The organism is Aestuariivirga sp. (assembly GCF_044239095.1).
Lineage (GTDB): Bacteria > Pseudomonadota > Alphaproteobacteria > Rhizobiales > Aestuariivirgaceae > Aestuariivirga.
On the sequence record NZ_JBIICB010000092.1, the window covers coordinates 1 to 14,328 of the forward strand.

At 61.3% G+C, this 14,328-nt stretch carries 15 protein-coding genes and 1 pseudogene; 8 read left to right on the forward strand and 8 right to left on the reverse strand.

Annotation, left to right across the window (positions count from 1 at the left end; genetic code table 11):
- Positions 1-765, reverse strand: a 765-nt coding sequence (locus ACILRA_RS10275; protein ID WP_395662007.1) for a DUF262 domain-containing protein, incomplete at its 3' end; no start/stop codon positions are given.
- 475 nt (positions 766-1,240) lie between these two features.
- On the opposite strand from ACILRA_RS10275, the gene ACILRA_RS10280 reads away from it, so the two are divergent.
- From ACILRA_RS10280 to ACILRA_RS10300, 5 genes are all read left to right on the forward strand, one after another.
- Complete coding sequence (locus tag ACILRA_RS10280; protein WP_395662008.1) at positions 1,241-1,537, forward strand: hypothetical protein; 297 nt, start codon at positions 1,241-1,243, stop codon at positions 1,535-1,537.
- A gap of 148 nt (positions 1,538-1,685) precedes the next feature.
- A complete protein-coding gene (locus ACILRA_RS10285) occupies positions 1,686-2,198 on the forward strand; it encodes an ankyrin repeat domain-containing protein (protein ID WP_395662009.1) in 513 nt (170 codons plus the stop codon).
- 156 nt (positions 2,199-2,354) lie between these two features.
- Positions 2,355-2,918: a curlin gene (locus tag ACILRA_RS10290; protein WP_395662010.1), complete on the forward strand. Its 564-nt coding sequence runs from the start codon at positions 2,355-2,357 to the stop codon at positions 2,916-2,918.
- 73 nt (positions 2,919-2,991) lie between these two features.
- Positions 2,992-3,390, forward strand: coding sequence for a curli-like amyloid fiber formation chaperone CsgH (gene csgH, locus ACILRA_RS10295; RefSeq protein WP_395662011.1), 399 nt, complete (start codon positions 2,992-2,994; stop codon positions 3,388-3,390).
- Positions 3,391-3,639: 249 nt separating this feature from the next.
- A complete protein-coding gene (locus ACILRA_RS10300) occupies positions 3,640-4,047 on the forward strand; it encodes a curlin (RefSeq protein WP_395662012.1) in 408 nt (135 codons plus the stop codon).
- 211 nt (positions 4,048-4,258) lie between these two features.
- On the opposite strand, the gene ACILRA_RS10305 is transcribed toward ACILRA_RS10300, so the two are convergent.
- Entirely contained in the window at positions 4,259-4,705 is a 447-nt protein-coding gene (locus ACILRA_RS10305) for a hypothetical protein (RefSeq protein WP_395662013.1), read from the reverse strand.
- On the opposite strand from ACILRA_RS10305, the gene ACILRA_RS10310 reads away from it, so the two are divergent.
- Together ACILRA_RS10310 and ACILRA_RS10315 are read left to right on the forward strand one after the other, a co-directional pair.
- Positions 4,670-5,959: a hypothetical protein gene (locus tag ACILRA_RS10310; protein ID WP_395662014.1), complete on the forward strand. Its 1,290-nt coding sequence runs from the start codon at positions 4,670-4,672 to the stop codon at positions 5,957-5,959. The genes ACILRA_RS10305 and ACILRA_RS10310 overlap by 36 nt on opposite strands.
- Positions 5,960-6,058: 99 nt before the next feature.
- On the forward strand, positions 6,059-6,670 hold the full coding sequence (locus ACILRA_RS10315; protein ID WP_395662015.1) for a 5'-methylthioadenosine/S-adenosylhomocysteine nucleosidase: 612 nt from the start codon (positions 6,059-6,061) through the stop codon (positions 6,668-6,670).
- A gap of 74 nt (positions 6,671-6,744) precedes the next feature.
- Here ACILRA_RS10315 and ACILRA_RS10320 read toward each other — a convergent pair.
- From ACILRA_RS10320 to ACILRA_RS10340, 5 genes and pseudogenes are all read right to left on the reverse strand, one after another.
- A pseudogene (locus ACILRA_RS10320) lies at positions 6,745-7,850 on the reverse strand (DDE-type integrase/transposase/recombinase); the annotation flags it as partial.
- Between the two features lie 95 nt (positions 7,851-7,945).
- Positions 7,946-8,098, reverse strand: coding sequence for a hypothetical protein (locus ACILRA_RS10325; protein ID WP_395662016.1), 153 nt, complete (start codon positions 8,096-8,098; stop codon positions 7,946-7,948).
- Positions 8,095-11,049, reverse strand: a complete 2,955-nt coding sequence (locus tag ACILRA_RS10330) for an efflux RND transporter permease subunit (protein WP_395662017.1) — start codon at positions 11,047-11,049, stop codon at positions 8,095-8,097. The genes ACILRA_RS10325 and ACILRA_RS10330 overlap by 4 nt, the downstream gene beginning before the upstream one ends.
- A gap of 1 nt (position 11,050) precedes the next feature.
- Positions 11,051-12,265: an efflux RND transporter periplasmic adaptor subunit gene (locus ACILRA_RS10335; RefSeq protein WP_395662018.1), complete on the reverse strand. Its 1,215-nt coding sequence runs from the start codon at positions 12,263-12,265 to the stop codon at positions 11,051-11,053.
- A 340-nt stretch (positions 12,266-12,605) separates the two neighbouring features.
- The gene (locus tag ACILRA_RS10340) at positions 12,606-13,439 is read right to left on the reverse strand and encodes an SDR family oxidoreductase (RefSeq protein ID WP_395662019.1); all 834 of its coding nucleotides are present in this window, start codon (positions 13,437-13,439) and stop codon (positions 12,606-12,608) included.
- A gap of 96 nt (positions 13,440-13,535) precedes the next feature.
- Here ACILRA_RS10340 and ACILRA_RS10345 point away from each other — a divergent pair, with 96 nt between their 5' ends.
- Entirely contained in the window at positions 13,536-13,931 is a 396-nt protein-coding gene (locus ACILRA_RS10345) for a winged helix-turn-helix transcriptional regulator (protein WP_395662020.1), read from the forward strand.
- Between the two features lie 249 nt (positions 13,932-14,180).
- Here the strand turns inward: ACILRA_RS10345 and ACILRA_RS10350 are convergent.
- A partial coding sequence (locus tag ACILRA_RS10350) for a transposase (RefSeq protein WP_395662021.1) occupies positions 14,181-14,328 on the reverse strand: 148 nt, incomplete at its 5' end.

Below are 14,328 nucleotides of genomic sequence, written 5' to 3' on the forward strand. Positions count from 1 at the left end.
TTCAAGTCTCTCCATCAACTCCGCGAAAGAAAGGCCGGTGCTTGCCTCAAGCTGAGCGACGACAAGATCCATCGCGGTCAGTGGCTCATTTCTGGTGTTGACACGGATGAACACATCTAGCGCGGTTTGCCGAGAGGTTCCCGCCTCCAGCACCAAAATGGGGAGATTGAACCGTCTCACCCTGTCCTGAAGTTCCCGGATTGCGTTATCCAATTGCCTACTCGCCCGCAGATCGTTACCGACTGCGGCGTCACACCACGCCTGGCGGTCGGGGGAGTTTTCAGCAGGCTTAATGAGTGAGACGGGCACCAGGCCCCGCGCGTGGACACTGAGTGGGTCATTAATCCATCGGGGAAGCCATCCGCCATCAGTGGAAGGCCAGCGGCTTACGCTGACGATTCGCGAGCTGCCATCTCTCTCGGTTGCCGCGGCAGCCTTCATGTCGATAAAAAAAGCCGCGTCCTCGTAGATGCCATTAAATGCCTTCCACAGCGCAGTGAGACGCTGTTGGCCGTCGAGAAGATGCTCGGTGCAACGCTCCGTGGGACTGGGAGCACCCTCAAGCGGACGTGAAACAAAAGCTTCCGAGTCCCCCATCTCCATGATCAGGGCCGATCCGATAGGAAGATCCCTGACCACTGAATCCAAAACGGCAACAATGTTTCCTCGCTCCCACGCCTCGTGTCGCTGGAATCGGGGAAGCCGCAGCTGCCCGCTCCGGATCTTGTCGAACCATCCCTCAAGATTACGGTTGAAAGCCTGCATGGTCTATACCGCCCAGTTCAATTGACGTCAGCGCAGATCGGCCTCAATTACAGCTTGATTGACGTCGTTGCCGCTAAAAATCGATGCGCCACGGATGAGCGTTTAGTGAGAGCATGGGAGCTGATCAAGCCCTTCTGTTCCTCGGAACCGAAGAACACGAGACTTCAGGTCTTGACGTTCCTTCCCGCAATCAAGCCCCCTCGAACCACGGCGGAACATCACGCGCATCACACCGCGAGGATGTAAGCATCCCACGGCGTGGTCCCGCTGGCGGAAAGACGGGCTTGCTCTAGTGGCGTCAAAAGTCCGGCAAGGACCTCCTCCATCGGCTCACCCTCGCACGCGACCTGACGCTCGAGACGGCGCTCGGGGGTGAGCGCATGAGCGGCGCCGCCACGCGGGTCTTTGTCCCCCTCACCGGTCGGCGGCGGAACGAGCGCTCATCAAGGTCCTGCCGCCGGAGAACACGAGCGAGTTGCCTTGGCAGACGCTTGGCCCGCATATCCTGAAGGTACTCGGCAGTGCGTGGGCGTGGCGGCTAAAGCTGGACACGGGCTGGGCCGCGACTGTCGAAGACATCGCCAAGGCAGAAAAGGTCAAGGATCGTCTCGTCAGCCGCACAATCCGGCTGGCCTATCTGTCGCCAGAGTTGCTTGTCTCAAAGCAGTACCAGCCCAGCATATCACAGACCGTAGCCACTATTATAATTTACCTGCCATCGGCCAGCTTGACAATAGCAACGTTTGGCTCAGACAAACAACTGAAGGATTGACAAGTTCGGATCTGTTGAGTCTTGTCGGAACGCGCATGGCTCCCCTATTGTGCAAAGCGTCTTGTCCCGAGGGCTGCATGGCTCCAATTTTCCAGGACCACCTATCCACTGACGATTTGAAATGACTTGCCCAAAACAGATCAGAGTTATGCTCATCTGGATATTGGCTGCATCATCTATGGGAACGGGAAATGGTCTTGCGGCTGATCACAAAGCTGAACTCAACTGCAGTGCCTGGTACTCAGGACGTCTTGTTGGCTATATTTACTGGGCCACGGCACCCGAGAATGACATCGCAGTATGTGTTCAGAACCACGGTGCCAATGTAAGGGATGTCTACGGCCTGGCGCCATTACATCACGCGCTGTCAAATCCGAATGTGAGTGACGAAAGGATCAAATTTCTGATCGAGATCGGCGCTGATGTGAATCTGCGAGGCTATCGGAATGTCACGCCACTGATTATGGCAGCAGCCTACGCTTCAAGTCCGAAGATAATCCAACGTTTGCTCCGGCATGGAGCAAGTCCGAAGCACGTGGACGATTGGGGAGAAAATGCGCTCGGCGCAATCCGGCAAAATCCGAACATGAGCAGGCTTAACAAGAAGATCAGTGAAAGCCTCCTCCACACGTCCTGGATTGGAGAAGCTTCGGACCAGTAGCGGTTACCCCGAGGGATTTTGGACGAAAGTCGATACAGTCCGAATGAACGCCCGATGAACCCAAGGTTCAGCACCGGTTCTGGCTGGCGTTTCTAGAAGAGCTCCAACGCTGCCAATGACGGCAGCGGGAAACAGAAGCCCAGGAGCAAGACCACAATGTCCGCCAAGATCGTCATCGCCGCTGCCCTCATCCTCGTCCAGGCCGCTACACTTCCCGCGAGTGCGGGCAACATCAAGCTGAAGCAGACCGGCTGGCTCAACAGCGCCGGCGGCTCGCAGATCGGCATCAACAACAAGATCGACATGGATCAGCTCGGTGCCTTCAACAATGGTGTGGCCAAGCAGAAGGGCTTCAAGAACAAGCAACGCCTGAAGCAGAAGGGCTTCGCCAACGACAGCTTCACGCGCCAGACCGGCAACTTCAATCGCGGCGAGATGCAGCAGGAGGGTGCCTTCAATGACGGCAACGCTACACAGCATGGCAACGACAATCTCTCTCTCATCGGACAGCAGGGCGACAACAACTATGGCGCGACGCACCAGACCGGTAACAGCAATGACGCAGGCATCGGTCAGTTCGGCTCAAACCATACCGCGATGGTGTCGCAGGACGGCAGCGGCAATGTCACCGCAGGCGTCCAGTTTGGCGACGGCTGTGCGGCGGATGTCGAACAGAACGGCGCTGGCAACGTCGCCGCTTTCGTCCAGAGCTGCCCGTAACCAATGCCATGGGCTGCATCGCGGGAGAGGGCAGTCCCCTCTCCCCATGCCACCCAACCTTCAGGAGACGACCATGAAACACACCAAGGGAACACCCTCCATGATGATTGTGCTCAGCATCGCCGCCATGGCTGCAGTCGCCTTCTCTGCCGCAGCCAACTCAAGCCAGACTGCCCCAGAAGGCTCGAAGGACTGCCGGATCATCTCCACCGAGGATGGCGGCATGCTTCAACTGACTGCCTCGTTCACCGCACCGGCGGCACTCACCGGGCAGTACGCCTTCTCGGTGACCGGCAGCGGGTCGCCGGGATCGACCCAGCTCTCCCAGGGCAACGCATTCCGCGCTGAGCGGGGAGAGACCCTGACGCTCGGCAGCGTCAGCCTTTCACCGGGCAAGGTTTACGACGTGAAGCTGAGGATCCAGTCCGAGACCGGTGAGAGCTGGCGTTGCCAGGGAACATTCGACTTCTGACGGCCCGGGATCATCCGGGATACACCGCGACGGGCGTCAGGTTTGCCCCCCACGCGCCCCTGCCCTGTCCTCCGCCACCGTCCGGCCAACTTGGCCAGCCGTGGCGGAGTTTTCGTCTGTGGCGCTGCAGCCAGTGAGAGCCTGTTTCTAAACGCCCGATGAACCCGCTGTTACAGTCGGGTTCAGTCCGCACCCGCTAGTCTCATGCTCATGGTGATCGTCACCACAACAACCAGGAAGGATACGACCATGAAGCTCTTCACCCACCTCTTCGCCGCCAGCCTCGCCCTCACGTTCCTCGCCGGAACGCTTGCCCCGCCCGCCGAGGCCGGCGGATCGGTTGCCATCACAGTAAAGCCAAAGAACAAGAAAGAGGCTCGCGCCATGCGCATGGGCCTTGGCGTATTTGCCCTGGTCAAGGGGGCACAGAACGGACACATCAGCCAGCATGGCATCGGCAACATCGCGGGCCTTGCGCAGGGCGGATCAGGCAACCTCGGCATGATCGTTCAGGAAGGCAACGACCACTCCGCCACCCTCAATCAGCAGGGTAACAACAACGCCCACGGCATCTTCCAGTTCGGCAAGGGCTCGGATGTCAACGTCGACCAGCTTGGCGATGGTGAAACCGGCATGACGGTCGGCTTCGGCTGGTAAGCCGCCTGCCGCAGCCAACCCTAAAGGACCGCCAGAGGCCCATTGCCCTGGCGGTTTCATGTTGATCGTCAACAAGGCGTAGTGGCGTGCACGCGTGCCCGTCGCCAGATGTTGAAGAACCAGGATTTTCCGGGACCATCATTCCACGGATATGCCATGTCGGTCTCATCCTCCAGCGGCTGGGATATGCGATTGCTCGATGGTAGGCTGATCATGTCGATTTTCGACTCACCACCCTTTGCTTTACCAAGTTTTGGAGAAACGCATGAAGAAGCCCGGAAAGAGGCCAGCGACGGGAAAGCCCAAGAAACCGGCGATAGGATCGGACGAAGTGAATCCATTTCTGGACCTGCTGCAGCAGGCAGACCCAGACCTTCTGCGGACACTCGAGCAGGTGATCCGTGACGGAGCGGGCTTCGATCCCGGGATGTTCGACGCTCCCGACGCGGTAGAACTGTTTGCCGAGTATCTCGATTTCTGCGAGGCACGCTTTGCCGGCAACGAAGCAGAGACGGAGCAGTTTGATCTCTATCCGGAACTCGTTTCCGCCCTGAGCGATCTCAGCATCCGGTCCAATGGCGGCGACCATTTGGCCAGAGAAGACATTGCGGAAATAGATGACATGCTCGACGAGGCGATAAAGGACCGCGTCCTGCACCTGATCGATCTCGTGTTTACCGGTAAGATCCTGTCCGACGCTGGTTGGGAGGTTCCTAACAACCTCAGGCAGGCCGCGTCGGAAAGCCTTCGGAATTCACGTTCGGGAGCAAGCGGTGAGGCTTTCCATGTCCCTATGGACGAGTTGCTGCCCCTGCCAAGCGAAATCAGAAACAATCCATACGAGCTTCACGAATTCCTCAACTCGATCTTTGCCGCTTTCACGGCTGACGCGATCAAGATTTTCTGCGTGGAACTTGCCTCATCGCCCAAGCCCGAGGTGGTGCGCGCGATCACAGGCTTCATTCTGCACCCTGAAGCCGGTGTGGCGGCCGCGGTGGCCAGCGCGCTGGCCTCGTCCGCGCAGGCCCGCCCGGCAGAGAGCGTGCTGATCGAGCGGCTGGTACGCATACGGCCCTGGCTTCCACCGGAACGGCAGAGCTATGTCGATACGGCGATCAAGACGATACGGCAGAATGCCGGGCCGCCAGTCAAGCTCGCCGCACCGAAGCTTATCAAGTGCCTGGCGTCCGTCTGTGATGGATCGGGAACGCGGAGCTTGTACGTGTCCCAAAGACAGGGCGGTGCTTACCAGTTTGCGACGGTAATGATCAAGCCAGCCGGCATCGCGGATGCAGTGGTTCTCTCTGGCATGACCAAGACCGACATGGATATGATGCTGCGCCAGTTGAAGTCCTCGGCACTCTCCATCGAGACCGACCTTGCCGGAATAGCACGCATGCTGGCACTGGCTCTGGGCGAGAACGCAGCCTCCGGAAAACTACCTCCCTTCAAGCTGGTCGAGGTCGTCGAGAGCCTCGGTCTTGGCCCCCTTTTGCCCAGTGGCGATACGCCAGCAGACATCATCTCCGACTTGCTCAAGGGCATTCCCCCGGAGGAAACCGACCCAGCGGCCGTTGCCAGAGCGCACCGTGAGATCGCGGAGAGCGACTTTGCCGAGCAATGGTTTGAGGCTGGCGAAGCCGTCGAGGATCTGCTCTATCCTGTCAAAGGTTCTCAGAAGCGGGTCACGAAACTCATGAAGACCTATCTGGAAGAGCGTCGGCAGTTCTGGGCCCGGCAGTGCGCAATCTCCGCCCTGGCGTTGCGCGGAACGGGTCAGGCGAACCTGTCACTCTCGCGTCAGCTGGCGCTTGTCGGTAACGACATCGCATCCGGCATGGCGCTCGACAAGATACCACTGATGCAGCACGTCGCCCGGCAGACCGTCCGGTCCTTCGAGGCGCGACTGTGACGCAAGTCAGTACCAGAAGACTTGGTTGCACCGGCATCAGGTTGAAATCACGCCTCTGGAGATGCGCCTCCTCGCCGGAATAACAGGGAGTAACTTGAAATGAAGCTCGTTGAAGCTAGTGGCCGCCAGATCCTGTTCGTCATGGCGGTTGAGGCTGAATATGGTCCGGAACTCGCTCGGCACTTCAGCCCACTGTTTACGGGTGTGGGGCCCGTGGAGGCTGCGACGGCGATGTCAGCCTGCCTTGCCGGAAGCGCAACTGCCGGCCGCATGCCTGACCTCGTGGTGAGCCTTGGTTCAGCCGGCTCCGCTGTCCTACCGCAAACGGAGATCTTTCAGGTTGCTAGCGTAAGTTACCGAGACATGGACGCTTCCGCACTTGGTTTTGTAAAGGGCGTCACCCCATTCCTCGACATGCCGGTCGAGTTGCCACTGGAGACCGCTCTGCTGCCCGACGTACCAGCCAAGCGCCTTTCTACAGGCGCAAACATCGTAAGCGGCCCGGCTTACAAAAACATAGATGCCGAGATGGTTGACATGGAAACCTTTGCGATCGCTCGATCCTGCATGCGTCACGGCGTTCCGCTCATGGGGCTGCGCGGGATATCCGACGGGGTGACTGAATTGAAAGGCATCAGCGATTGGACCCAGTATCTGCATGTCATAGACCGGAAGCTCGCCGCCGTTGTCGACAGATTGCTTGCGGGCTGAGGTACCAGCACCATGAAAATGGAGCGCAACGCTCCGTACTGCAGAACTCCGCGCGAGCACCCGTACTGCGAGTTCTAGATGTTTAGTCCCGGCATTTGATGGATCGGATTGAACCTGAAGCGTTCAGGTTCTTTTGTCCACTGTTTGCAGATGAACTCGTACGGCGTGAGCCCCTTGAGGGTCTTGAGCCTGCGGCCGAAGTTGTCGGCGGCAATGAAGTGGTCAAGGTGCTGTCTGAACTGGGCATGATCTTCGTCGTGATAGCGCTTGACCGTCGCTTCCTTGATCGTCCGGTTCATTCGCTAGACTTTGACATTCGTCCATGGATGTGCCGGCTTCGTCAGCCGATGTTCGATGTCGAGAGCGGCACATGCCGCATCGAAGGAGTGGCAACGGAAGAGAACCCCTTCTGCCCGCATCGCCTTGATGTCAGAGACAGACCACCCGCCGCCGCCAGGATCAGTGACGTGCGTGCCGTTATCCGTCAAAATGGTGTTGATCTTGTATGGAACTGCGTCAGCCAGATTGCGAAGGAAGTCTGCCGCGACCCGGCGTGTCGCCTTGCTATGAAGCTCAACAAACGTAAACTTCGACGTCCGATCGATGGCAACGAAGAGATAGAGCCTGCCCTCGGCAGTCTGCGCTTCGGCGATGTCGATATGGAAGAAGCCGATTGGGTAGACTTTGAACTTCTTCTTGGCGGCCTTCTCACTCCCTGCCTCCGGTAGGCATCCGATGCCATGGCGCTGCAGGCAGCGATGCAAGGATGAGCGCGTCAGAGCATGATCCGCAAAAGTGGAAACCACTTTTGCGAAAAGATCATGCTCAAGCAATTAATCTTGCGCGAGTTCTTTTCGACCAGGTGATTCCACCTGGTCGGAACGCGCGCTAGGTTCGGATTGGCCGCCTGCAATGCATACAGGCAATCATCAAGGGGGAGGAGAGTATGCCCGCGGAAGGCCACGATGATCGCCTCCTCTTCAACCGTAAGAACTGTCGATTTTGGGTCCTTGGGGCCTGTCTGCTCGTCGGCGAGAGAGTTGCGATTGCGCCACTTGGCCACCGTCTTTGGGTTGATACCGTAGCGCTTCGCCAGAGCCCTCAGGCTCTCTTGACGATGCTGTATCGATCGACGGACCGCCTCAGTCGTGGTGGCGCTCCCATGAAGAACCTGGCCCATCGTGCTTCCTTCCATTCCTGGCTGAAGATTGCACCATCAAACCCTGGGATCAAACATCTAACATTTGACCCGGACCACTCGTTGGGGGCCGATCACTAGCCGGAGGCGGGCAGCCCGCCGTTCCGCATGCGTTCAAGCTGCTGCGCGACCTCGTTGCGGGGGCGGGTGAAGCGCGACAGGGCGAGATAGACCGCGGGCACCACGAACAGCGTGAGCAGTGTGTCAATCGTCGTACCGAAGGCGATCACCAATCCGACCGAGAAACGCGCATGTCCGCCGGCACGCTTTCGAACATGAGCGGCAAGGCGCCGATGATCGTGGCGACCGTCGTCATCAGGATCGGACGCAGGCGGATCGTGCAGGCCTCCATGATCGCCTCCCGCGCCGCAATGCCGGCTTCGCGCCGCTGCTTGGCGAACTCGACCACAAGGATCGCGTTCTTGGCGACCAGCCCGATCAGCAGCAGCATCGCGATCTGGGTGTAGACGTTGACCGTGAGCCCCGCGAAGTAAAGCGCCAGAACGCCACCCGCCATCGAGGCCGGGGCCGCGATGAGGATCACGAAGGGATCGACGAAGCTTTCGAACTGCGCCGCCAGCACGAAGTAGGACAGCAGCAGGATCAGGGCGAGGATGAGCACGAAACCCGCCCCGCTCTCCTGGAAATCGAGGCTCTGGCCAACGAAAGAAATGGAGGCTTCCTCGGGCAGCGTGCGGTCCGCGACCTCGACGATGGTCGCGAGAGCCGTGCCGAGCGAGCCGCCCCAGAGCCCGCCGCCGACAAGCACCGCCGGCTGGCGGTCGATGCGTTGCAGCTCGCCCGGCGCGCTGGTCTCGGTGAGTGTCACGACGGCGGAGAGCGGCACGAGAGCCCCGTTGCCTGCGCGCACGAAAACGCTCTCGATATCTGCCGGGACAAGCCGGTCACGGCTTTGGACCAGGACGTCGTATTCCACGCCACGGTCGACAAAGCGCGTGATCGCAGAGTCTCCGAACATGATCTGCAAGGTCTCGCCGATCTGGCGGGCATCAAGGCCAAGCGCATTCGCGCGTGAGCGGTCGATCGAGATCGAGAGTTGCGGATTGCGGTCGGAGTAGTCGGACCACATGGCGAAGACGCCGGGGATTTGGCCGGACTGGGCAACAAGCTGATCGGCCCAGCCGGCCAGCGTTGCGCGATCCGCGCCGCGCACGGCAATGTCGATCGGCCGGCCGGCGATCGCCAGACCGTTGGGTGCGAGAACGAAAAGGCGCACCGCGGTCACTGGCGAGAGCGCCTCCTGCACGCGCGCCTGGAATGCGAGACCGTCTTCTTCGCGTTCCGTCCAGTCGCGCAGCACGACCGTGATCATGCCGAGTGCCGGGTCGCCCTGGCCGGCATTTCCGGGCGACAGGGTCGAGAGGACTGACGATACGGGGCCATCCGGACCGGAGACATCCTGCACCAGCGCCTCGACGGTCTTCATCTGTTCGGAGAGAAATGCCGAGGACGAACCTTCCGGCCCGAGCAGGTAGATAGTCAGCGAGCCCCGGTCTTCGTCTGGGGCGACCTCGGTGGCAAGCGTCGTATAGGCGTAGCAGGCCGCCACGATGACGCTGGCGCCGGCGGTGACGGTCAGGAGCGGGCGATTGAGCGCAGGCGCCAGGGCCCATCCATAGAGAGCCGACAGGCGCAAAAGACCGCTGCTCACGATGCGCTCCAGCCGGCTCGGGGCGGCATCCTGTTTGAACAGGCGTGCCGACAGCATCGGAGACAGGAAGAGCGCCATGACCGTGGAGAAGGCGACGATCGCACCGAGGACAACCGCGAATTCGCGGAAGATCAACCCCACCTTGCCGGGAATGATCGCAAGCGGCAGCACGACGGCCAGGAGCACGAGCGTTCCCGCGATCAGCGCGACGCCGATCTCGCGCGTCGTGTTCGACGCAGCCATGAGGATCGGCTCGCCGTTCTTCTGGCGGCGCCGGATGTTCTCCATGATGACGACGGCATCGTCCGTGCACAGGCTGATCGCCAGGATCACCGCAAGGATGGTGAGGACGTTGATCGAGTAGCCGAAGGCCAGAGCCAGGAGTGCCGCCGGAATGACGGAAGCCGGGATCGTCAGGGCCGGGATGATCGTCGCGCGGGCGGAACCCAGGAAGAGATAGAGCACGACGATCACCACGCCGACAGAGACGAGGAGCGTCGTCAGCACATTGGCGAGGTTCTGTTCGATGTAGCGCGCCGCGCTGAAGCTTTCCTCGAGGATCACAGAGGGCGGAAGGCGCGCTGCAATGGCCGCGACCTCTTCCCTGACGGCCGCCGCGACCTCGATGGTATTGGCGCTGGACTGGCGGATGATCTCGAGCGCGATGGCCTCGCGGCCGTTCAGGCGGAAGCCGTTGGTTTCGTTCTCGACGCCGATCTCGATCTCTGCGACGTCGCCAAGCGCGACACGTGCCCCCTGTCTGTCCACGAGCGAGAGTGTCTGGAAATCCTCGACGGTCGAGAAGCGCGCATCCGCGCGGAGCCCGATCAGCTGCGTGTCCGTCTGGATTTCGCCTGCGGGAAGCTCGACGTTCTCCGCCCGCAGCCGGTCGGCGACGTCGGAAGGCGTCAACCCGCGCGCGGCCAGCGCCGCCCGGTCGAGACGGATGCGCATCGCATAGCGTTTCTCGCCGCCGATCACAACGCGGGCGACGCCGGGTATCGCGCCGATGGCATCGACAATGCTCCGGTCGGCGATGTCGGTCAGTGCGGCTGCTCCAAGCTCGTCCGAGCGTAGCGTGAGGATGATGATCGGGTCCGTGTCTGAATTTGCCTTGCCGATCAGCGGCTCTTCGGCACCCGGCGGCAGCTCGCTGCGGACCGACGCGACGCGGTCGCGGATGTCGGCCGCGGCGACGTTGACGTCGACACCCGCCGCCAGTTCGACATCGATGACGGATGTCTCGTTGCGCGTGGTGGACCGGATCTGGCGAATTCCTTCAACGCCGGACAGGGCCTCTTCGATGGTCTGCGTCACTTCCCGTTCCACGACCCCGGCCTGGGCGCCGGTGTAGACGGTCGTGATGGAGACGGAAGGCAACTCGACATCGGGAAATTCGCGCACCGGAAGGGCGAACGCCGCAAAGAGACCGAGCGTCGTGGCAACAAGGGCCACCGCCGAGACGAGGATCGGACGGCTGATGGCAAAATCGAATATGTCCAGACGCATGCTAGCTCCCAACCGCCGTTTCCAGCGCGATTCCTTCGGTGGCCTCCGGATTTGCTTCGCCAATCAGCGCGCCGTCGGACAGGTCGACGAGGCCTTCGAAGACGACCCGATCACCGGGCTGCAAGCCTTTGGTGATGACGATCCTGTCGGCCAGACGCTGCCCGGTTTCCACCAGCACGCGCTCTGCCCTGCCATTCGCTTCACGAAACACGAACTGGACCGAGGCTTCAGTCCGTACGGCCACCGCCGGAACCGTCACGGCATTGCTGACGGCGCCGAGCGTGACGTCGAGCGACAGGAGCTTTCCGGGCACCAACCGGCCGTCCGGATTTAGCAGTTGCGCCTCGACGCGGACCATCCGCAGGACCGGGTCGACGCGCGGCTCGATCAGGCGGATCGAACCGGTGAAAGCCTGATCGGGAAAGGCCGTGGAAGTGGCGATGACTTCGGCGCCCGGGCGCAGATCGGCAAGAAAACGTTCGGGCACGGCAAAGCGCACGTCGATCGGGTCGACCGCGTCCAGAAGGACAATTGCGTCACCCGGCTGCACCAGTGCGCCGACGCTGACCGTACGCAGCCCCAGCCGGCCTGAAAAGGGCGCGCGGATCTCGAAGCTCTTGAGGCGCTCCCCGGCAGAGTCGACGGCGGCCTGAGCAGCCTGTTCCCTGCGCATCAGGTCTTCGGCAGCCGAACGTGGCCCAGCGCCAGTGCCCGCGAGCCTGCTTGCCCGCTCGGCCGCACCACTGATTTCCTCCAGTTGCGCCTGAGCGAGTCGATGTTCGGCCTCAACCTCGGCCGGGTCGAGTTGCACGATCAGTGAGCCGGCTTCCACCGTCTCGCCTCCCTCGAAGAGTACCGACTGTACGCGCCCGCTGATCCGCGGAGTGAGGGTGACGGACTCGCTCGCCACCGCGTCGCCGATCGTCTGGATGCGGCGGGGCACGTCTTCACTTGTTGCGGTGGCCAGGCTGACGATAGCCGGTTGTTCCGGGGGCTGCTCGCCTTGCGAGGCCTTCGCGGCCTCGCCGCCCGTAACAAAAGAACTGAGATTGCCCACTGTCTGGAGGACGGTTCGCGGTCCCTCCGGGTATACCATCGCCAAAGCTGCGCCGGACGAGAACGCAAACAAGACAAGCAGAGTTGCTCGAATCATACCTTCCTCCTCAAGAACAAGAAATTTAAGCAAAATCTCCAGCCGCGTGGCCGCGGTGGGCAAAACACTGTCGCAGCTCGGCCGGATTGCGATTCCGGGCGCATGTTCGAAACGGCACGAATTCGCTGGGGAAGAGCGCGCTACGCCTCGACCTCCGTCGTCGCTAAACTGCCGGTCGAGCGTCGCACAAAGGAAGATATGCCAGTCTCTGGGTTCTTGCATCTCAACTTTATTTGAGAGCGTGTGAGCAACGGAAACGATCCAGGAATGAGTCGCACGGCCTCTCCTCTGTTGACCTGATTTGAACCATCGTTGACTGAAAATACTCCATCCATATTGATGCGCGCCTTCAGGAAGGGCACGCCCCTGAACATCGTGGTGCTGAAGCCTGCATAGGTGTGCATCAGGCGAGTGCCGCCTTTACCGTCTCGGCCATCGGTGTCGTCGGGCGGCCGATCAGGCGGCTCAGGGTGCGGCTGTCGTCAAAGAGCGCCCCTTTCGCCGCCTTGGCATCGCTGTCGGCCAGCACACGGGCAAAGCCCTCGGGCAGGCCATGGCCCATCAGCATTCCGGCATAGTCGGCCTCGGGCAGGCTGGCATAGCCGATTGCCTTGCCCGTCAGGCGCGACACCTCGGCGGCCATGTCTGACATGCGATAGGCCTGATCGCCGGCCAGTTCGTGCACCTTTCCCTGATGTGCGGGGGCAAGGGCCACCACTGCGATCGCCTCGGCGTAATCGGCGCGCGCGGCGGTGGCGACAAGACCCTCACCCAGCGCACCGGCCATCGCGCCATAGGCCAGCGCTGCGCCCAGGCTGGCGGTGAAATTTTCGGTATACCAGCCATTGCGCAGGATCGTGTGCGCGAGGCCCGATTCCATGATGGCGGATTCGGTCGCGGCATGATCGGCGGCGAGCAGCATGGGGCTCCGGGCACCCTTCAGGACCGACGTATAGATCACATGGCCGACGCCCGCCGCCTTGGCAGCGGCGATTACGTTGCGGTGCTGGCCGACGCGGTCGTTGAAGTCGCTCGAGGAGATCAGCACCAGCGTGCCGACCCCGCGAAGTGCGGCTGCATTCGGCGCTGCATAGTCGAAGTGGCGCACCTCGACCTCCAGATCGGCGGCCTTTTCGGGCGAGCGCGTAAGCGCCACCGGCGTCACCCCCCGCGCCTTTAGCGCCATGATGGTGAGGCGTCCCAGCCGACCCGTGGCGCCTGTGATGGCAATGGTCATGTCATGTCTCCTGTCTGCAATTGACGCGACATAGATAGACTGTTACTTACGGAATAGAAGTACGCACAAATTCGTAAGTATGCCGGAGGCCCGCAGATGACCACATCCGCCGATGCGCAAGCGCTGTTCGCTCACTGGAAAGCGGCCGATGTCATGGCCCCCGACTGCCCGTCGCGGGTCATTCTACAGCACCTGACAAGCCGGTGGGGTGCGTTGGTCATGGTAGCGCTGGCCATGGGTCCGCACCGCTTCTCGGGCCTACGCCGTCAGGTGCGGGGCATTTCCGAACGGATGCTTGCCCAGACCCTGCAGGAGCTTGAGGCCGATGGCTTCGTCCTGCGCACCGCGCATGCGGTGGTGCCGCCGCATGTCGACTACGAATTGACGCCGCTCGGGCAAGAGGCCGCTGCCCATCTGGTACCGCTGATCCGCTGGATCGAGGGGGCCCTGCCGCGCATCTTCGGCGCCCGGCAGGTCCTGGCGGCAGTCTGAGCCGCCCGCCCACTGCCGGCGCGCAAGACCTCCCTCAGCCGAAACGGAAGCATGATGCGGTGATGTGACCGAACAGGTCAGGCTGATGGTAAATGGCCCGCCGGGATCGGCCTCCGCCGCGCTGGCCACCGCCATCAGCGGGATCATGTGATCCTCCTCCGGGTGTGCCGCTCTGGCCGCGCTAGGAGCCTGTCTGGATAATCTGATCTTTGTTGCATCTGTGCATTGGGTTTAGGGGGATGTTCTGGCTCATGTTGCGGCCTTGGCCAATTTGCAGAGGTTGTGGGCGGTGCATATCAGGCTCCATTCTGCTCTGACGTTCTGCAGTCCCCTGAGGAGGAACTGCCGGAAGCCTCTGGCGTGCTTGATTTGACCGAAGACGGGTTCGACGACCTGC